Origin of the sequence: Comamonas sp. Y33R10-2, from assembly GCF_019355935.1 — a bacterium.
Taxonomy (GTDB): domain Bacteria; phylum Pseudomonadota; class Gammaproteobacteria; order Burkholderiales; family Burkholderiaceae_C; genus Comamonas.
On record NZ_CP079925.1, the window covers coordinates 92,541 to 111,264 of the forward strand.

The window sequence follows — 18,724 nt, forward strand, 5'->3', positions numbered from 1 at the left end:
GATGAACCATCCGTACGAGCTGACCAATGAACTGGCTGCCGAGGCCTTTGCTGATTACCGCAAGAACCTCGTCAATCGCATAGACGAGAGCGCTGAAGCCACAGCGCACAGCCAGGGCGCACGCGTGGGCGTGAGCCGCAAGCATGAATCTGCCCACCTGCATGTGGCGGGTGAAGCTGCTTATATCGACGACTTGCCCGAGCTGGAAGGCACGCTGCACTGCGCCTTGGGCCTATCGCCCGTGGCGCATGGTCGTTTGACTGCGCTGGCGCTTGATGCGGTGCGTGCCATGCCGGATGTGGTGGATGTGATCACCGCGGCAGATATTCCCGGCGTCAACGACTGCGGCTCCATCATTCATGACGACCCGATTCTGTGCGATGGTGAGATTCGCTACGTAGGTCAGCCCCTGTTTGCTGTGCTTGCCCGCACCCGCGATGCCGCAAGGCGCGCAGCGGCGCTGGCCAAGGGCGCAGCCACCATTACCGAGCTGTCGCCTGTGCTGACGCCGCAGCAAGCCCACGAGCTGGGCCAGTACGTGATGCCACCCATGCACTTGGAGCGCAGCACGCACGCTGGCGGCACGCGCGCTGCCATTGATGCAGCGCCGCATCGCGTTAAAGGCACATGGGATGTGGGCGGGCAGGAGCAGTTTTATCTGGAAGGGCAGATCAGCTACGCCACACCCAAGGAAGATGGCGCGGTGCACCTGCATTGCTCCACCCAGCACCCCAGCGAAATGCAGCATCTGGTGGCGCACGCTTTGGGCGTGGCATCGCACAGCGTGCATGTGGAATGCCGGCGCATGGGCGGTGGTTTTGGCGGCAAGGAATCACAGTCCGCCATTTTTGCCTGTGTGGCTGCGGTGGCCGCCGTGCGCTTGCAAAAGCCCGTGAAGCTGCGACTTGATCGTGATGATGACTTCATGATTACCGGTCGCCGTCACTGCTTTTGGTACGAGTACGAAGTGGGCTATGACGACGCAGGCCGCATTCTGGGCGCTGAGATCTCCATGGTCTCCCGCGCTGGTCACTCAGCGGATCTGTCTGCGCCGGTCATGACGCGGGCGCTGTGCCACTTTGACAATGCTTACTGGCTGCCCAATGTCAGCGCCCATGGCTATATGGGCAAGACCAATACGCAGAGCAACACGGCTTTTCGTGGCTTTGGCGGCCCGCAAGGGGCGATTGCGATTGAAAGCATTCTGGATACAGTGGCCCGCAATTTGGGACGCGACCCGCTGGATGTGCGTCGCGTCAATTTCTACGGCAAGACCGAGAACAACGTCACGCCTTATGAGCAAACGGTGACGGATAACGTCATTCACGAACTGGTGGCGCAGCTTGAGCAGACCAGCGACTACCGCGCAAGGCGCACAGCGGTGAATGCCTTTAACGCCCAAAGCCCGGTGCTCAAGCGCGGGCTGGCGCTGACGCCGCTGAAGTTCGGCATCTCCTTCAACGTGGCTCACTTCAATCAGGCAGGTGCGCTGGTGCATATCTACACCGATGGCTCGATTCTGGTGAACCACGGTGGCACGGAAATGGGTCAAGGCCTGAACACCAAGGTGGCGCAGGTGGTAGCGCATGAGCTGGGCGTGGCGTTTGAGAAGGTGCGCGTGACGGCAACGGACACCACAAAGGTGGCTAACACCTCAGCCACCGCCGCATCCACCGGGGCAGACTTGAACGGCAAGGCCGCGCAAGATGCCGCCAGCAAGCTGCGCCTACGTTTGGCCGAGTGTGCCGCGCGCTTGCATGGCGGTGATGCCAAAGACGTGCGCTTTGCCAACGATGCAGTGCAGGTCAACGGGCAGAGCATTCCGTTTGCCGAGCTGGTGCGCAGCGCCTATCTGCAGCGCGTGCAGCTATGGTCTGATGGCTTTTACGCCACGCCGGGCCTGCACTGGGATGGCAAGGCCATGAAGGGTCACCCCTTCTTTTACTTTGCTTACGGCGCGGCCGTCAGTGAGGTGGTGATTGACACTCTGACTGGCGAGTGGAAGCTGTTGCGCGCCGATGTGCTGCATGACGTGGGCCGCTCTCTGAACCCTGCGGTCGATGTGGGGCAGGTGGAAGGCGCTTTTATACAAGGCATGGGGTGGCTCACGACGGAAGAGTTGGTCTGGCACCCGCAAAGCGGCAAGCTGATGACGCATGCGCCCAGCACTTACAAAATCCCCACTGCTAATGACTGCCCGCCCGTGTTTAACGTGCGTCTTTTCGAGGGCGATAACTGCGAGGACTCCATTCACCGCAGCAAGGCTGTGGGCGAGCCGCCGCTGCTGCTGCCGTTCTCGGTGTTCTTTGCGATTCGGGATGCGGTGTCTGCTGCGGGTGGGCATCAAACCAACCCGCCGTTGAAGGCTCCGGCCACAGCAGAGGCCATTCTCAATGCACTGGAAGTCATTAACGGGCACACTCGCTGACTTTCCCCAATGGGTGTTGTCGCCCGCGGGGCGGCAGCCGTTCTGATTCATGGCTGTTTGCTGCGGGGCAAGGGCTGTGCCTTGCCTGTGGAACAACACGGAGACTAAGCGATGAACTGGACAGAGCGGACTTTCAAACTCAACGAGCACCAAACCAATGTACGAACGGAATTGGTAGCGGGTCTGACGACTTTTCTTTCAATGGCCTACATCATGTTCGTCAACCCATCGATCTTGGGTGACGCGGGCATGCCCAAGGGGGCCGTGTTTGTAGCCACCTGCTTGATTGCGGCGCTAGGCTCGACCATCATGGCGTTTTACGCCAACTACCCCATCGCGCTTGCGCCGGGTATGGGCCTGAATGCGTACTTCGCCTATGTGGTGGTGCTAAAGATGGGCTACACATGGGAGGCCGCGCTGGGCGCCGTGTTTGTCTCAGGGTGTTTGTTCTTGATTTGCACCTTGTTTGGCCTGCGTGAGCTGATCATTAAGGGCATACCGCATTCCATACGCGTCTCTATCACCGTGGGCTTAGGTTTGTTCTTGGCGCTGATTGCGCTGAAAACGGCAGGTTTGGTAGCCCCTGATGCAAATACTTATGTGACCATGGGTGATCTGCACAAGCCAGAGACCATCATGGCCGTTACGGGCTTTTTGCTGATCGTTGTACTGGATCGACTCAAGGTGCCGGGCGCCATGCTGATCGGTATTTTGGCGATCACGGTGGCTTCGTTCTTCTTTGGCGGTAACACCTTCCAGGGCGTCTTCTCGATGCCGCCGTCGATTGAGCCCACCTTTTTGAAGCTGGACATCATGACGGCGCTGACCACGGGCTTTCTCAACGTGGTGCTGGTGTTCTTCTTGGTTGAATTGCTAGATGCTACAGGCACCTTGATGGGCGTTGCGCGCCGCGCTGGCCTGTTAGTGCCTGAGCGCATGGGTCGCTTTAACCGCTCGCTGTTGGCGGACTCTGGTGCTATTTTTGCAGGCTCCTTGCTGGGTACCTCTAGCACCACGGCGTATGTGGAAAGCGCTGCTGGCGTGCAGGCCGGTGGTCGTACTGGCCTGACAGCGCTCACGGTCGCAGTGCTGTTTTTGGCTTGCTTGTTCATCGCGCCGCTGGCGGGTGTAGTGCCCGGCTACGCCACTGCTCCTGCGCTGCTGTTTGTGGCCTGCTTGATGCTGCGCGACCTAGGCGATCTGAATTGGGAAGACACCACAGAGTCTGTGCCTGCCGTTGTTACAGCTTTGACAATGCCTTTTACCTACTCAATTGCTAACGGCTTGGCCTTTGGCTTTATCACTTACGCCGTACTCAAGCTGTTCACGGGCAAGGCCAAGGAAGTGCATTGGATCATGTGGGTGATCGCAGGGCTGTTCTTGTTCAAGTTTGCCTATATCGGCGGCCACTGAATGAGCGCTCTTAAATAAAAAAAAGGCGGCCCTTGCAAGGGCCGCCTTTTTTCATGCCGGATAGATAGCGCCCAGAATGCGTGGGCCGCGTGCGCCTGTCACGCTTGGCAGATTGCCGGGCAGGCCCAGCAGGCATTGGCGCGCAAGCCAAGCAAAGGCGGCTGCCTCTACTTCTAGTGGTGGCAGGCCAAGCTCTGCCGTGGTGCCGACTTTTATGTCAGGCAGCAGGGCTGCAAGGCGCTGCATAAGATAGGTATTGAGTGCCCCGCCGCCGCAAACTAGCAGTTGCTGGCCACCCTTGCCAAAGCGCTGCACGGCATCAGCGCAGCTGGCTGCGGTGAATTCAGTCAAGGTGGCTTGCACATCAGTAGGAGCAGCCTGCGCTCCATGGCGCTGCAGGTGCTGGGCCAGCCAGTCGGCATGAAACAGATCGCGTCCCGTGCTTTTGGGCGGCTCTTGCGCCAGATATGGGTCGCTTAGCATGGCGGCCAGCAACTCTGGGATGACCTTGCCGCTTGCCGCCCACTGGCCGCTTTCGTCATAGGCCTTGCCGGTGTGGCGCAGGCACCAGCCGTCCATTAATGCATTGCCTGTGCCAGTGTCAAAGCCAAGCACGCTGCCATCGGCGCCCAGCACGCTGAGGTTGGCGATACCGCCGATATTGAGCACCAGCGCTGTTTGGTTGGGTAAGCCAAATATGCCTTGGTGGAAGGCGGGCACCAGCGGTGCGCCTTGGCCGCCAGCCGCCACATCGCGGCTGCGCAGGTCTGCGACGACGGTAATGCCTGTTAGCTCGGCCAGCAGGGCAGGGCTGTTGAGCTGCAGCGTGTAGCCCGTGCCATCAAACATTTGCGGGCGGTGGCGCACGGTTTGGCCGTGCGCGCCTATTGCCGCAACTTGATTGGCCGCTGTTGCGCTATTGCCTAGTAGTTGTTGCACGACCTGAGCGTAATGGCGCGCCAGTGCATTGGCGGCCAGTGCTGCGCGGTGCAGCTCGTCCTGCCCACCCGCTGTATTTAATGCGAGTAGCTCGGCGCGTAGTTCATCACTAAAGCCGCAAGTGGCGTGCTGCAGCACTTGGGTGCCTTGGCTGAAATCGACCAGCACGCCATCTACGCCATCCAGCGATGTACCAGACATGAGCCCGATATAAAGAGAGCTTTGGGCTGCTTGTTCTATCACTTTGGGCATTGCGTTGGGCATGGTGCTGATCACAGAGTTGGCGCGGTAATCACTATCATAGCTGTAGCGGGTAGTCTATAAAGCGTAAGCGTTACAGCAGGTTTTTGGCATAAAAAAGGGCTGCAAATGCAGCCCTTTGGGATGGCGTCATGCCAGATCAACGTGCGCTGGCCATGGCATACGATTGTGTGCCGGCATCCAACTCGATGCGCATCTGGGCCGCTAGCTTGTCAAAGTCAGCTCGCGCAGTTTTGCTGATGGGTTGTGCTCCATCGGTAATCTTGGTAATGGTCATCGGGTCGCGCTGCTCGCCTTTTTCGCGGAACTCGAAGTGCAGGTGCGGGCCTGTGGCCCAGCCTGTGGAGCCTACGGCGCCGATGATGTCGCTTTGATCGACGCGCTGGCCTTTCTTGACGTCAATGCGGCTCAAGTGAGCGTACACAGTGGTTTGTTGGTTGGCATGGTCGATAAATACGACGTTGCCAAAGCCATTTTGCACGCCAGCAAAGGACACTATGCCGTCACCCACGGTACGAACCTTGGTGCCGGTAGGCGCTGCAAAGTCGGTGCCCAGGTGGGCGCGCCATGTTTTGTGGACGGGGTGCACGCGCATGGCAAAGCCGCTGCTGATGCGAGAGAACTCTACCGGGTAGCTCAGGTAGGCTTGGCGCAGGCTCTTGCCGTCCAGCGTGTAGTAAGCGCCTTTTTTACCGGGCTCTTGGAACCACATGGCCTGATGTGTCTTGCCATTGTTGTTGAACTCAGTGCTGAGCACGCGACCGGCGCGCAGTGGCTCGCCATCGGCTTCTAGCGATTCATAGACCACGGCAAAGCGGTCGCCCTTGCGCAGGCCGCGGCGGAAGTCCACATCACCTTCAAAGATGTCAGACATCTGCATGGTGACGTTGTCTGGGATGTCTGCTGCATCGGTAGCTGCAAAGAAGGAAGAGCGAATGACGCCACCGGCCAAGCGGGGCGCAGCGGTCAGTCGGCCAGTTTCGATCTTGGATTGCAGCTTGCCTTCGACACGCTCCACGGTCAGGCGCAGGAAGGTGCCGTCTTCGTTAGGTGTCCAGCGAACAACGAGCTTGCTCAGTTGGTGCTCGGGTGTGGTTTCTGCGGAGACCAGACGACCCGCACGGCCCAGCACGTTCTGACGAACGGCATTATTGCTGCGCAAAAATGCAGCAGCTTGTGGGTCGGCAATGCCAAGGCGCTGCAGCAGCGATTCGGCCGTGTCGTTACCGCGAGTGGTTTCAGAGCGGTATAGGGAGAAAGACTGCAGATCCGTGAGGTCTGCCAAATCTTGACCTGCGGCCAAAGAGGGGACGGCCTCAGTCAGTGTGCGAACGGGCAAGTCGGCAGGGTCTGGGCCGAGGTTGGCGACCGCGAAAGCGCCACTACCACCGGTGAGTAAAATAGTCGCCAGCGCAGCGGTTGCGCGCTTGGGGTGTGTTTGCAAAAGCAATATCAGCTGCGCAACCAAAGCGCCGCCGGCATTTTTCAAGCCAGTAATCAAAACTTCAAATCCTTGGAGATCATGTCTGTTGAATTGGTCTTTGTTACGGCTGACATGACTTCAGCTGCTCAACCGTGCCATAAGTCCATCAATTGAGGTCTATATGAGGGAGCAGTCTAGAATTGGCCGTAACACCAAACCCCCAAGTATATCGGCAGCGTCCTACCGCGCCTGCCGAAAAACCCTTATGAATCAATCTGCTGTTACAAGCTTTCCCGTGACCGACAGAGTGAACCAGGCGCTGGAAGTCACTCTTCGTGGGGTCGAAGAATTACTACCCAAGGATGAATGGGTCAAGAAATTGGCCAAGTCAGAGGCCACAGGCGTGCCTTTGCGCATCAAGCTGGGTCTGGATCCTACGGCGCCTGACATTCATTTGGGCCACACCGTGGTGCTCAACAAGATGCGCCAGCTGCAGGATTTGGGCCATACGGTCATTTTCCTGATTGGTGACTTCACCACCTTGATTGGCGACCCCTCGGGCCGTAACTCAACTCGCCCGCCGCTGACGGCCGAGCAAATCAAGATCAACGCCGAGACGTATTACACCCAGGCCGCCAAGGTGCTGGACCCAGCCAAGACCGAAGTTCGTTACAACAGCGAGTGGTGCGACAAGCTGGGTGCGCGCGGCATGATTGAGTTGTCGGCCAAATACACAGTGGCGCGCATGATGGAGCGCAACGACTTCCACACCCGCTTTACCGAAGGCAGCTCGATCAGCTTGCACGAGTTTTTGTACCCGTTGCTGCAGGGTTACGACTCAGTGGCGCTCAAGGCTGACTTGGAGCTCGGTGGCACGGACCAGAAGTTCAATCTGTTGATGGGCCGCCACTTGCAGGTGGAATATGGGCAAGAGGCTCAGTGTGTACTCACAATGCCTTTGCTTGTGGGTCTGGACGGCGTGGACAAGATGTCCAAGTCCAAGAACAACTACATCGGCATTACCGAAGATGCCAACAACATGTTTGCCAAGGTGTTGTCGATCTCGGACACGCTGATGTGGGACTGGTACACGCTGCTGTCCTTTAAGAGCTTGGCCGAGATTGAGGCGCTGAAGGCAGAAGTGGCCGCTGGCGGCAACCCCAAGCATGCCAAGGTGGCGCTGGCCAAGGAGATTACTGCGCGCTTCCACAGCGCTGAAGCCGCTGATGCTGCGGAGCAGGATTTCATCAACCGCTCCAAGGGCGGCATTCCTGATGACATTCCTGAAGTGAGTCTGTCGGGTGCGCCCATGGGTATTGCATCTTTGGTCAAGCAAGCCAATTTGGCTGCGTCGAACGGGGAAGCCAATCGCCTCATTGATGGCGGCGGTGTGCGTGTGGATGGCGCTGTGGTGAGCGACAAAGGCTTGAAGCTGGAAGCTGGCACCTTTGTGCTGCAAGTGGGTAAGCGCAAGTTTGCACGAGTGACCTTGAGCTAACCCCCTGAGGCGCTTTGCGCCTTCCCCCTTTCTCTACGCGCTTCGCGCTAAGGAAGGAGGACGACAGCTTCTCTGCGGGGCTGCCCTTGCTTGCTGTCCCTTGGCTGGTGAATGCTTGGCTTGGGTGGATGACCTTTAAATAGAGAGCTGCTAGTCCAATGACTGATTGGACTAGCAGCTCTTTTTTATGTGTTTCTCGCAGCTGTCATGCGGGCACTGGTTTTCTCTGCCTCGGCGATCAACCATTGGCAAAACGCCTGCACCTCCGGGCGTACACCACTGCGCGGGCCTTGCAGCAGCCAGTACGACAAGGGTGATGCCAGTCTGTGGGCGGGCAGTACCTCCATCAGCTCACCGGCGGCCAGTGCATCAGCCACCAGCGGCAGGCGGGCAATGGCCAGACCTTGTCCCGCTAAGGCGGCTTGCACGATTTGATGGGCGTAGTTGAAGTACAACCAGCGCGGCGGCTGCAACTGATCGCAGCCATTGGCGGCAAACCAGCGCTGCCAGCTTAGCCACTCTAGCTGGGGCATGCGATGTACATCACCAGTTTCAATCAGTGTGTAGTGCGCCGCGTCCGCAGGGGTGCGCAGTGCGGGCCCTGCCTTTAATAAGGACGGGCTGGCAACCAGTACCAACTCTTCGCCAAACAAGGGCTGGGCAGCTTGGCTAGATGTGGCTGGCATCTGGCTATATCGAATGGCCAGATCGACGTCAGTGGTTTCAAGGTCCACAACGGCGTCGCCCGTGTCAATGCGTATGTCGATATCCGGGTGTGTGCGCTGAAAAGCCTCAAGACGCGGAATCAGCCACATCGCGGCAAAGCTGGCCCAAGTGGTGATGGCCACGCTTTTGCGCCCAGCGGTCTGACGAATCTGGCGCACGGTGGCGTCAATGGATTCGAGCGCAGGCTGTGCGGCATGCAGCAACTGAGCACCGGCACCGGTTAGCTCTACGGCGCGCGAGTGGCGCAAAAAGAGGGGGATGCCGACCTCGTCTTCTAGCGACTGAATCTGGCGGCTGACGGCAGACTGAGTCACGGCCAGCTCATCAGCGGCTGCGCGAAAGTTTAGGTGTCGGGCCACGGCCAAAAAGGCGCGCAGATGGCCTGCGCCAATGGCTCGGGTGCGAAGCAGTGGAGTCGCGCTGGTGGTGGCGTGTGGCATATCTACACAAGCATAAAGTGTTTGATACTTTGATTACCCAGTTTGGGCGATGTTCACTGCTGCTAAGCGTCGATAATCGAGGCGTTATTTATCTTTTGAAGAATATGACTGCACCTCTGGACATCGTCGTCATGGCTGCCGGCAAAGGCACCCGCATGAAAAGCCGCCACCCTAAAGTGCTGCAAAAGCTGGCCGGTCGCGCCCTGCTGCAGCATGTGCTGGATACGGCAGCGCAGCTCAAGGCGCGCTCTGCAGTGGTGGTGACGGGTCATGGCGCTGAACAAGTAGAAGCGGCTATCGCAGCAGCTAACAGCGCTGATGGCAGTTTGGAGCTGAAGTTTGTGCGCCAGGAACCCCAACTGGGCACTGGTCACGCTGTGCAGCAGGCTGTGCCTGCGCTCAAGGATGATGGCGTTGTCGTGGTGCTGTCTGGCGATGTGCCTTTGACCACAGCTGAGACTTTGCAAGGTTTGCTCGATGCCGCAGGCAGCGACAAGATGGCCTTGCTGACGGTAACCATGCCTGACCCCGCCGGCTATGGCCGTATCGTGCGCAACGATGCAGGCACGGTGCAGCGCATCGTGGAGCAAAAAGATGCGAATGACGCCGAGCGCGCCATCACCGAAATCTACAGCGGCATCATGGCCGTGCCCGCCAAGCATTTGACGGCTTGGCTTGGCAAACTGACCAACAACAACGCTCAAGGCGAGTATTACCTGACCGACATCGTCGCCATGGCGGTGGCAGATAGCGTGCCTGTAGTTGGCCACCGTATTGCCGATGTGCTGCAAGTTGCAGGCATCAATAGCCCGCTGCAACTGGCCGAGCTGGAGCGCGCGCACCAGTTGCGCCAAGCGCGCCAGTTGATGGAGCAGGGCGTGCGCATGGCAGACCCCGCTCGCTTTGACCTGCGTGACGATGTGCGCGGCACCAAGGCTAGCCTGAGCTGCGGCCAAGATGTGGAAATTGATGTGAACTGCGTCTTTACTGGCGAAGTCACGATTGGCGCAGGAGCCAAGATTGGCGCCAACTGCCACATCAGCAATGTGAGCATTGGTGAAGATTCTGTCATTCACCCCTTCACCCACATCGATGGGGAAAAAGCGGGTGTTGAGGTGGGCGTGTGCGCTTTGGTTGGCCCGTTTGCCCGCCTGCGCCCCGGTGCCAAACTGGGCCGCGAAGTGCATATCGGCAACTTTGTGGAAGTGAAAAACTCCACGCTGGCCGATGGCGCCAAGGCCAATCATCTGGCCTATTTGGGCGATGCCACAGTGGGCGAGCGCGTGAACTATGGCGCAGGCAGCATCACCGCCAACTATGACGGCGTGAACAAGCACCGCACCGTGATTGAAGCCGATGTGCACATTGGCAGCAACTGCGTGCTGGTGGCTCCGGTCACGATTGGCGCGGGTGGCACCGTCGGCGGCGGCTCCACGGTGACCAAGAACACGGAAGCCGGTGCGCTGACTGTGGGCCGCGGCAAGCAGATCAGCATCAGCAACTGGAATCGCCCTGAAAAGCAGCCAAAGCCCTGATGGAACAAGCGCAATACGCTTTCGAAAACATAGCGCCTCAGACGCTTGATGAGGCGCTGGCGTTGCTGGCCCGGCGCGATGCGGAATTGGCTGCTCTGCGCAGCGCGCAGCAGCAATGGGTGCACGCCGTATCGCATGACTTGCGAGCGCCGCTGCGCCATGTGCTGGCCTTCAATCCGCTGATTGCCGAGTTACTGCAGACCCCCAGTCTGAGCGCTGATGATTTGGAAGAAGCGCGCAGCTTTTTGCAGACCATGGACCAATCCGCCCAGCGCATGGCAGCCATGTTTGATGGACTGCAACAACTGTCGCTCGCTGATCGCCATGTGTTGCAACTGCAGGCTGTGGATCTGTACCAGCTAATTGCTCGTGCGAAGCAGCGTTTGCAGGCAGTGACGGTGGGCCGCCAGATTGAATGGTGCCTGCCGAAGACGGCGCTCGTGGTGCAGGCTGATCCGCATTTGCTGGATCTGGCGCTGGCCGCAGCCTTGTCCAATGCTATTAAGTTCACCCGGTCTGTGCCCCAGGCGCGTATTCAGGTGGATGTGCAGGTCAACCCCCAAGGCGGCTGCTCTATCTCTGTTGCCGATAACGGAGTGGGCTTTGAGCAATCTCGCGCTGGCAAGTTGTTTGGCGTGTTTCAGCGCATGCACCGCGAGGCGGAGTTTGAAGGGGTGGGCGTGGGCTTAGCGCTGGTGCGCAATATTTGCCGCCGCCACGGTGGTGAGGCGGAGATTGAAGGCAGCCCGAACGCCGGTTGCCTGCTGCAGATGTACTGGCCTAAAACCTGAGGCGAGCGATAGTACTGCTCTTTGCAGGGCTCTTAGATTAGGCAGCGCTGCGCTCAGGTGACTGATGCTGTTCGGTGGCAATAGGCAGCGCAGTGGATGTCAATCGCATCGGCATGGTGGCCGGGCTATGAGGATTACGAGGGCTCACAGACATGCGCTCAGTTGCATCAAACACCTGATCGCGACCCGATTTTTTGGCGCTGTACAGCGCGATGTCGGCAGCCTTGATCCACTCGGTAACCGTGCCAATGCTGGCATCTGCAGCGGCGACGCCAATACTCGCGCTGATACGAAGTTCTGGATATTCACGAAGGCGTATTTCTGAAATCCTGTCGCGAATGCGCAGCGCCATTGAATAAGCTTCTTCTGCATTGGCGTGCTTGCACAAGACGGTGAATTCATCGCCACCATATCGTCCGGCAATATCCATGCTGCGCAGGGAGCTGCGAATGGCTAGACCAATCTGTTTTAGAACCTCATCACCCACGATATGACCGTAGATGTCGTTGACTTTTTTAAAATGGTCGATGTCAATGACGAGCAGGCTGAATGGCTCTTGAGAGATTTGATGTTGCTTTAATGCTGCGCGGGCTTTTTTCCACCAATATTCACGACTGGAAACGGTGGTCAGCGGATCAATTTTCCCCAGTAATTTGAGTTGAAAATTTTGCTTGGCCAGTTTTTTGAGCATGCGCTTGGTAGACCAGCTGGCATAGATGCTGTGCATCACAATTAATGGCAGCAGGCTGAGCTGAACGATGAGTGGTGCATCCCACTGCGGCGCAGGGCGAATCGATATTGCCATGAGCAACATTCCGCCTAATAAAGCAAGCAATGTAGAGGGCCAGCGGCGATGCAACCCGGTGTAGAAGCGATCGGCAGCGCCAATCGCCAAAATGGATAAACAGGGCAGCAAACTCCAGTGCATCAGGGCAACCCAGCAGCCGATGATGACTGCATCGATCAGCTGATTGACATATTCAGCATGGTGCGGGTCTTGGTGATGGCGCGAATGCAGAAAAGCAATATGGGGCCATACAAGTGCACTTACAGCGGTAAATGCCCACCATGCAAGATTGGTTGGGTGATACGCCAAGCTTGCGGCAACAACCATGCCGCCCAATGTCAAATAGGACGCCCGTAAAGGGTAGGTGCGGCGGTGAATATCTCGGTGCAGAGACATCTGGCGAAACCCACTTGAGGTGAAAGTGTAAGAATAATGTAATTTAACAATTTGTATCAAATATTGAAACGATTGCGCTGCAAATCCGCCACAGCTTAGGGTGCATTAACTCTTTTAGCCCTCCTTAATGATTCTTTTCACTAATTGGCAATTCGACGCTGAATTTTGCTCGTTTGATGCTGAAAAACGCTTTGACATTGCGCACATTGGCGTCTTGGGTAAAAAGTTTTTGGCTTAAAGCGAGGTAAGCAGGCATGTCACTTGTCGCAATCACCAAAATAAAATCTGGCCCTGGCGACACACGCCAGCATTGCTGCACTCTTGGCTCGGCCACGGCTTTGTGCTCGAATTGCATCAAGGCTGAGCTGTCTTGTCGGTCTAGCGAGACTTCGACAATGACCTGCAAGCCATGTCCGGTGAACTTGGCCAATTGTTCGCTGTTCAGAATGGCGACTTGCTTTTCAATCAACCCCAGCTCTTGCAGTCGTTTGACGCGGCGCAGGCAGGTCGGGGCAGACAGGTGCAGCAACTCGGCCAGAGCATGATTGCTGAGACTGGCATCGCGCTGTAGTTGCTCTAGTAGCTGCAGATCTACAGCATCAAGATTGATAGAATTTTCTTTCATTAAAGACAATTTTATTTAATAAAAATTCAATATGTGATTTATGTGAAATATTCATTCACTATTTGAATTGATATGAATGAATATTTCTTACTTCAGAAAGTAGTATGCCCAGCAATTCAACCTGAGGTGTACATCTATGTGTGGCATTGTTGCTGCGGTTTCTGATCGCGATATTGTTCCGGTTCTGGTCCAGGGTCTGCAGCGACTGGAGTACCGTGGCTATGACTCCTGTGGCGTTGCCGTGCAGGCATTGGATGCCAAGGGTTTGAGTCTCGGCTTGACCCGTGCCCGATCAACAGCCCGCGTGGCCGAGCTCATGGAGCAGGTCAAGACCGAGAATGTGGATGGCCTGACAGGTATTGCTCACACTCGTTGGGCTACCCATGGTGAACCTGCTGTGCGCAACGCCCACCCACACTTCAGCCATGGCCCCGGGATTTCTGCTGTGGCTGATGCCGATGCGCCAGCCCGCGTGGCACTGGTGCACAACGGGATCATCGAAAACTACGAAGCTCTGCGCAGCGAACTGCAAGGCAAAGGCTATGTCTTTGCGAGCCAGACTGATACTGAAGTCATTGCCCATTTGGTGGACAGCCTCTACAGCGGCGATCTATTTGAAGCAGTGCAGGCTGCAACGACTCGTCTGCATGGCGCATTTGCCATTGGCGTGATGCACAAGGATGAGCCTCACCGCGTTGTGGGCGCCCGTGCAGGCTCGCCACTGATTCTGGGTGTTGGCAAGGAAGGTTCTGAACACTTCTTGGCCAGCGATGCCATGGCACTGGCTGGCGTGACTGATCAGATCGTCTATCTGGAAGAGGGCGACCTGATTGACCTGCAGCCCGGACGTTACTGGGTTGTGAGCAAGGGCGGTGAACGTTTGAGCCAAGCGCAGCGCCCTGTCAAAACCGTGCATGCGCACAGTGGCGCAGCTGAGTTGGGCCCTTACCGCCACTACATGCAAAAAGAAATCTTCGAGCAGCCCCGCGCCTTTGGCGACACGCTAGAAGGTGTGGATAACATTGCCCCCGAGCTGTTTGATGGCGTCACGCCTGAAGGCAAGACCGGCGCAGCTGCATGGCGTGTGTTCAAGGAAATCGACCGCGTGCTGATTCTGGCTTGCGGCACCAGCTACTACAGCGGCTGCACCGCCAAGTACTGGATTGAAGCGATTGCCGGTATTCCTTGCAACGTGGAAGTGGCCAGCGAATACCGCTACCGCACCAGCGTGCCCGACCCCAAGACGCTGATCGTCACCATCAGCCAGTCCGGCGAGACTGCTGACACCTTGGCAGCCTTGCGCCATGCCCAGAGCTTGGGCATGAAGCACACGCTGACGGTTTGCAATGTCTCCACCAGCGCGATGGTGCGCGAATGTGAGCTGGCCTACATCACCCGCGCTGGTGTGGAAATTGGTGTGGCTTCTACCAAGGCGTTTACGACACAGTTGGCGGGCTTGTTCTTGCTGACGCTGGCACTGGCCCAGTCCAAGGGCCGCTTGACGGAAGAAAAAGAGCAGCATTACCTGACCGCCATGCGTCACCTGCCAGTGGCTCTGCAATCTGTGCTGGCATTGGAGCCACAGCTCATTAGCTGGGCTGAAGATTTTGCGAAGAAGGACAACGCTCTGTTCCTGGGTCGTGGCATTCACTACCCCATCGCGCTGGAAGGCGCGCTCAAGCTCAAGGAAATCAGCTACATCCACGCTGAAGCCTATCCTGCGGGTGAACTCAAGCATGGCCCGCTGGCGCTGGTTGATAGCGAAATGCCCGTGGTCACTGTGGCACCTAACGACGAACTGCTGGAAAAGCTCAAGAGCAATATGCAAGAAGTGCGCGCACGCGGCGGCGTGCTGTATGTGCTGGCTGATGCCAAGAGCAATATCGAAAGTGCAGAAGGTATACACGTGATTCGCATGCCGGAAAACTACGGCGCGCTCAGCCCCATTTTGCATGTGGTGCCGCTGCAGTTGCTGGCTTATCACACGGCTCTGGCGCGTGGCACCGATGTGGACAAGCCGCGCAATCTGGCTAAATCCGTGACCGTGGAATAAGCGTCGTACTCCATCAAAAGCGCTCCAGAAATGGAGCGCTTTTTCATGGAGCAAAGGCTTGCGACCGCTCCTGGAATCAAGCGGCCTTGATTCCAGCCTCCGCCAGTCGCCGCGCATAGGCGGCCAGAATAATTCGCTCTGAGTGCACCAAGTAGGCGCTCAGCTCTTCTGCCGCTTCCTTTGGTTTGCCGTTTTCAAAGAGCTGCAAAATTTTCTGATTCATGTCCACATAAGGGGCATGTAGAAAATGCGGGTCGCGCAGCAGCCCGAAGGCCAGGCGTAGCTCGGCCAGCAGGTGGGAGAACATTTCGTTCAAACGCTCGCTGTCAGCCAGCGCCACGATAGCTTTGTGAAACGCCATATTGGCGGTGCCCACTTCGGACCAGTTTTCTTCGTCGCGCAGCACTTTCGCGGTCTCTACCGCCTCACGCATTTGCGCTAGTGCGGGGTGCATGGGGTAGGCCTGCGCCAGCGCCTGGCACTCGATCATGCGGCGTACGCGGTAGATATCGATGATCGATGCCATGCTGGGCACAGCCACCGTTACGCCCTTGTTGGGCTCATGCACCAGCAGACCTTCTTTGGTCAGCATTCGGAACACCTCACGCAAGGTGTTGCGCGAGATTTCCAGTGATTCGCTGAGTGCCGCTTCAGACAGGCGTTGACCGGGAGTGAGCGCGCCATTGACCAGCTGACTGCGTATTTCTTCGGCGATGCGCTCGGTCAGGTTCTGGACCTCTGCGGGGGCTTTCATGGCGTTTCCTTCTGGTTGACGTCAGAGTGTAGCCACAGTTTTGTTGAACCAAAAAATTGCGAAGAGTGCCTGAGTCTAGGGTTTACTCTATTACATCTGATTGTTTGTTCTGCAAAAAATATTATTTGTGGAATCAGTCTTTATAGATTGTTCAACAATATGAAGGGTTGAGCAGCGCTGAAAAGGGTGCTCAGCCTTCTTCAAAAGAGCTGGGCGGGCTGCCGAAAGTGTTCCCGCCTTTGGAGTAGCACCCACAGCCCACCGCGCAGCGGACATGGGCGTGATTCCCGGAGGCTCCCATGCCTGTTGACGTTAACCTGTGGCCGCTGATCGGCGTGCTCATCATCATTGCGGGCTTTGCGCTGCGCTTTAACCCCATGCTGGTGGTCATCGTGACCGCGATCGGTACGGCCTTTGCGGCGGGATTTCCGCTCGATAAGGTGCTGGCCACCATCGGTACCGGCTTTATCAAGACGCGCAATCTGCCGCTCATCATCTTGCTGCCGCTGGCCGTGATTGGCCTGCTGGAACGCCATGGTCTGCGCCAGCATGCACAGAACTGGATCAGCTCCATCAAGTCAGCTACTGCAGGCCGTCTGCTCATCGTCTATCTTGCAGCGCGCCAGCTCACCGCTGCGATTGGCTTGACCAGTCTGGGTGGCCACCCGCAAATGGTGCGCCCGCTGCTGGCCCCTATGGCCGAGGGCGCGACGGAGAGCCGTTACGGAAAGCTGTCCACCAAGGTGCGTGAAAAGCTGCGCGCCATGTCGGCTGCCACAGATAACGTGGGACTGTTCTTTGGCGAAGACATCTTCGTGGCCTTTGGTGCCATTGTGCTGATGACCACCTTCCTTAAAGAAGCGGGCATTGAGGTTGAGCCGATTCACGTGGCTCTGTGGGGTATTCCCACAGCCATTGCGGCCTTTGTGATTCATGCCTACCGCTTGCACCGTCTGGACAAGCAACTGGCGCGTGAAATTGCGGCAGAACAGAAAGCCGCTCAGGGAGAACAGGCATGACCATCACCATTCAATACCTGTACTACCTCGTCGGCGTGGTGCTGGCGGTCACGGCCGTCATGACGCTGCGCGATGCCAGCAACCCGCGCCGCTTTTCGGCAGGCCTGTTCTGGGCGTTGTATGCGCTGGTGTTTCTGGTCGGGGACCGGCTGCCACCCGAGTGGGTCGGCACCATCGCCGTCGTCATGGCCTTGATCGCCGGTTTTGGCGGTGTGCTAGGCGGCAAGCACCAGCCTCGCACAGATGCGCAGTACATGGAAAGCGCCAAGCGTCAGGGCAACAAGCTGTTTGTTCCTGCGCTGGCCATTCCGCTCATCACCATGATTGGCACGCTGTCGGCCAAGCATCTGATGTTCGGTGGCATTCCTTTGATTGATCCCAAGAACAGCACGCTAGTCAGCCTGGGCATTGGTTGCGTGATTGCGCTGGCTCTGGCCTGCAAGATGACGCGCGAAACGCCCATGCAAGGCCTGCGTGAATCGCACCGCCTGATCGACGCGCTGGGCTGGGCGCTGGTGCTGCCGCAAATGCTGGGCATGCTGGGACTGGTCTTCTCTGATGCCGGCGTGGGCAAGGCTGTGGCTTATGTCACCACCACCTACATCAACATGGATGTGCGCTTTGTCGCCGTCGCTGTGTATGTGATCGGCATGGCACTCTTCACCGTCATCATGGGCAATGGCTTTGCGGCTTTCCCCGTCATGACGGGCGGCGTGGGCGTGCCCGTGCTGGTGGGCGTCTATCACGGTGACCCGGCCGTAATGGCGGCTGTGGGGATGTTGTCGGGCTACTGCGGAACGCTGCTCACCCCCATGGCGGCCAACTTCAATCTGGTGCCCGCCGCGCTTTTGGAAATTGACAAGAATGCTGTGATCCGTGCGCAGGTGCCAACCGCCATCACGCTGCTGATAGTCAACGTGTTCCTGCTCAACTTCCTGATGTTCCGTTAAGAGAGAGTTGCCATGACCGCTGCAGCAAGCCGCATTCTGCTCACCGGCTTTGAGCCTTTTGATAAAGACCGAGTCAACCCCTCGTGGGAAGTGGCGCGCTCGCTGGATGGCGAGTCGATTTCCGGTGGCGTGGTGCATGCATTGCAACTGCCCTGCGTGTTTGGCGAGGCCATGCAGGTGCTCGATGAAGGTCTGGCGCAGTTGCAGCCCGCGCTCATCATCAGCCTGGGGCTGGCGGGTGGGCGCAGCGACATCACGCCAGAGCGTGTAGCTATCAATATTGACGACGCGCGCATTGCGGACAACGCAGGCAATCAGCCTGTGGACCAGTCCGTGGTGCGCGATGCGCCGGCTGCTTATTTCTCCAGCTTGCCTATCAAGGCCATGGTGCGAAATTTGCGTGATGCAGGCATACCCGCTTCGGTGTCCAACACCGCTGGCACCTTTGTCTGCAACCATGTTTTTTACGCACTCATGCACCGATTGGCGCGTAGAGCCGGGCCGGGCGTGCGCGGCGGCTTTATTCACATACCCGCGCTGCCGCAGCAGGCGGCGCAGCACCCCGGCATGGCCAGCATGGCGCTGGAGACACAGGTGCAAGGAATACGCATAGCCATTCACACGGCGATGACGGTGCAGCAGGATTTGCAGGAAAACGCAGGCCAGCTGCATTGAGCTGGCAGGGA

Annotated in this window: 15 protein-coding genes; 9 read left to right on the top strand and 6 right to left on the bottom strand. The window is 57.8% G+C overall.

What is annotated here, in order from left to right; translation table 11 throughout:
- The first annotated feature begins 1 nt into the window (after nt 1).
- Together xdhB and KUF54_RS00355 are read left to right on the top strand one after the other, a co-directional pair.
- A complete protein-coding gene (gene xdhB, locus KUF54_RS00350) occupies nt 2-2,428 on the top strand; it encodes a xanthine dehydrogenase molybdopterin binding subunit (protein ID WP_219344210.1) in 2,427 nt (808 codons plus the stop codon).
- A 111-nt stretch (nt 2,429-2,539) separates the two neighbouring features.
- Complete coding sequence (locus KUF54_RS00355) at nt 2,540-3,841, top strand: NCS2 family permease (protein ID WP_219344212.1); 1,302 nt, start codon at nt 2,540-2,542, stop codon at nt 3,839-3,841.
- A 51-nt stretch (nt 3,842-3,892) separates the two neighbouring features.
- Here KUF54_RS00355 and KUF54_RS00360 read toward each other — a convergent pair whose 3' ends face one another.
- Both KUF54_RS00360 and KUF54_RS00365 read right to left on the bottom strand, forming a co-directional pair.
- Complete coding sequence (locus tag KUF54_RS00360; RefSeq protein ID WP_219346204.1) at nt 3,893-5,032, bottom strand: anhydro-N-acetylmuramic acid kinase; 1,140 nt, start codon at nt 5,030-5,032, stop codon at nt 3,893-3,895.
- Nucleotides 5,033-5,180: 148 nt separating this feature from the next.
- A complete protein-coding gene (locus tag KUF54_RS00365; RefSeq protein WP_219346205.1) occupies nt 5,181-6,539 on the bottom strand; it encodes a M23 family metallopeptidase in 1,359 nt (452 codons plus the stop codon).
- Between the two features lie 190 nt (nt 6,540-6,729).
- Here KUF54_RS00365 and tyrS point away from each other — a divergent pair, with 190 nt between their 5' ends.
- The gene (gene tyrS, locus KUF54_RS00370; RefSeq protein ID WP_219344214.1) at nt 6,730-7,962 is read left to right on the top strand and encodes a tyrosine--tRNA ligase; all 1,233 of its coding nucleotides are present in this window, start codon (nt 6,730-6,732) and stop codon (nt 7,960-7,962) included.
- Nucleotides 7,963-8,147: 185 nt separating this feature from the next.
- On the opposite strand, the gene KUF54_RS00375 is transcribed toward tyrS, so the two are convergent.
- Nucleotides 8,148-9,128, bottom strand: a complete 981-nt coding sequence (locus KUF54_RS00375) for a LysR substrate-binding domain-containing protein (RefSeq protein ID WP_219344216.1) — start codon at nt 9,126-9,128, stop codon at nt 8,148-8,150.
- Between the two features lie 104 nt (nt 9,129-9,232).
- On the opposite strand from KUF54_RS00375, the gene glmU reads away from it, so the two are divergent.
- Nucleotides 9,233-10,663: a bifunctional UDP-N-acetylglucosamine diphosphorylase/glucosamine-1-phosphate N-acetyltransferase GlmU gene (glmU, locus tag KUF54_RS00380; RefSeq protein ID WP_219344218.1), complete on the top strand. Its 1,431-nt coding sequence runs from the start codon at nt 9,233-9,235 to the stop codon at nt 10,661-10,663.
- Nucleotides 10,663-11,454 carry an ATP-binding protein gene (locus KUF54_RS00385; protein WP_219344220.1) on the top strand — a complete coding sequence of 264 codons (792 nt, stop codon included), beginning with the start codon at nt 10,663-10,665 and terminating at the stop codon, nt 11,452-11,454. Before glmU ends, KUF54_RS00385 begins: the two co-directional genes overlap by 1 nt.
- 37 nt (nt 11,455-11,491) lie before the next feature.
- Here the strand turns inward: KUF54_RS00385 and KUF54_RS00390 are convergent, their stop codons facing one another.
- Together KUF54_RS00390 and KUF54_RS00395 are read right to left on the bottom strand one after the other, a co-directional pair.
- On the bottom strand, nt 11,492-12,697 hold the full coding sequence (locus KUF54_RS00390) for a sensor domain-containing diguanylate cyclase (RefSeq protein ID WP_255576197.1): 1,206 nt from the start codon (nt 12,695-12,697) through the stop codon (nt 11,492-11,494).
- Nucleotides 12,698-12,761: 64 nt separating this feature from the next.
- Complete coding sequence (locus KUF54_RS00395) at nt 12,762-13,262, bottom strand: Lrp/AsnC family transcriptional regulator (protein WP_219344222.1); 501 nt, start codon at nt 13,260-13,262, stop codon at nt 12,762-12,764.
- 136 nt (nt 13,263-13,398) lie between these two features.
- Here KUF54_RS00395 and glmS point away from each other — a divergent pair, with 136 nt between their 5' ends.
- Nucleotides 13,399-15,315 carry a glutamine--fructose-6-phosphate transaminase (isomerizing) gene (glmS, locus tag KUF54_RS00400; protein ID WP_219344224.1) on the top strand — a complete coding sequence of 639 codons (1,917 nt, stop codon included), beginning with the start codon at nt 13,399-13,401 and terminating at the stop codon, nt 15,313-15,315.
- Nucleotides 15,316-15,391: 76 nt separating this feature from the next.
- Here the strand turns inward: glmS and KUF54_RS00405 are convergent, their stop codons facing one another.
- Entirely contained in the window at nt 15,392-16,069 is a 678-nt protein-coding gene (locus KUF54_RS00405) for a GntR family transcriptional regulator (RefSeq protein ID WP_219344226.1), read from the bottom strand.
- 299 nt (nt 16,070-16,368) lie between these two features.
- Between KUF54_RS00405 and KUF54_RS00410 the strand changes: the two genes are divergently transcribed.
- Genes KUF54_RS00410 through pcp form a run of 3 tightly spaced genes read left to right on the top strand, consistent with a single transcriptional unit; the run spans nt 16,369 to nt 18,713 of the window.
- Nucleotides 16,369-17,088: a DUF969 domain-containing protein gene (locus KUF54_RS00410; RefSeq protein ID WP_219344228.1), complete on the top strand. Its 720-nt coding sequence runs from the start codon at nt 16,369-16,371 to the stop codon at nt 17,086-17,088.
- Entirely contained in the window at nt 17,085-18,038 is a 954-nt protein-coding gene (locus tag KUF54_RS00415; protein ID WP_219344230.1) for a DUF979 domain-containing protein, read from the top strand. Before KUF54_RS00410 ends, KUF54_RS00415 begins: the two co-directional genes overlap by 4 nt.
- 12 nt (nt 18,039-18,050) lie before the next feature.
- Nucleotides 18,051-18,713, top strand: a complete 663-nt coding sequence (pcp, locus tag KUF54_RS00420) for a pyroglutamyl-peptidase I (protein WP_219344231.1) — start codon at nt 18,051-18,053, stop codon at nt 18,711-18,713.
- The last annotated feature ends 11 nt before the right edge of the window (nt 18,714-18,724 follow it).

Coding starts and splice junctions, on each gene's coding strand:
- glmU (WP_219344218.1), top strand. CDS start 9,233: ATGACTGCACCTCTGGACATCGTCGTCATGGCTGCCGGCAAAGGCACC.
- KUF54_RS00355 (WP_219344212.1), top strand. CDS start 2,540: ATGAACTGGACAGAGCGGACTTTCAAACTCAACGAGCACCAAACCAAT.
- KUF54_RS00395 (WP_219344222.1), bottom strand. CDS start 13,262: ATGAAAGAAAATTCTATCAATCTTGATGCTGTAGATCTGCAGCTACTA.
- pcp (WP_219344231.1), top strand. CDS start 18,051: ATGACCGCTGCAGCAAGCCGCATTCTGCTCACCGGCTTTGAGCCTTTT.
- KUF54_RS00405 (WP_219344226.1), bottom strand. CDS start 16,069: ATGAAAGCCCCCGCAGAGGTCCAGAACCTGACCGAGCGCATCGCCGAA.
- KUF54_RS00410 (WP_219344228.1), top strand. CDS start 16,369: ATGCCTGTTGACGTTAACCTGTGGCCGCTGATCGGCGTGCTCATCATC.
- KUF54_RS00375 (WP_219344216.1), bottom strand. CDS start 9,128: ATGCCACACGCCACCACCAGCGCGACTCCACTGCTTCGCACCCGAGCC.
- glmS (WP_219344224.1), top strand. CDS start 13,399: ATGTGTGGCATTGTTGCTGCGGTTTCTGATCGCGATATTGTTCCGGTT.
- tyrS (WP_219344214.1), top strand. CDS start 6,730: ATGAATCAATCTGCTGTTACAAGCTTTCCCGTGACCGACAGAGTGAAC.
- xdhB (WP_219344210.1), top strand. CDS start 2: ATGAACCATCCGTACGAGCTGACCAATGAACTGGCTGCCGAGGCCTTT.
- KUF54_RS00385 (WP_219344220.1), top strand. CDS start 10,663: ATGGAACAAGCGCAATACGCTTTCGAAAACATAGCGCCTCAGACGCTT.
- KUF54_RS00360 (WP_219346204.1), bottom strand. CDS start 5,032: ATGCCCAAAGTGATAGAACAAGCAGCCCAAAGCTCTCTTTATATCGGG.
- KUF54_RS00415 (WP_219344230.1), top strand. CDS start 17,085: ATGACCATCACCATTCAATACCTGTACTACCTCGTCGGCGTGGTGCTG.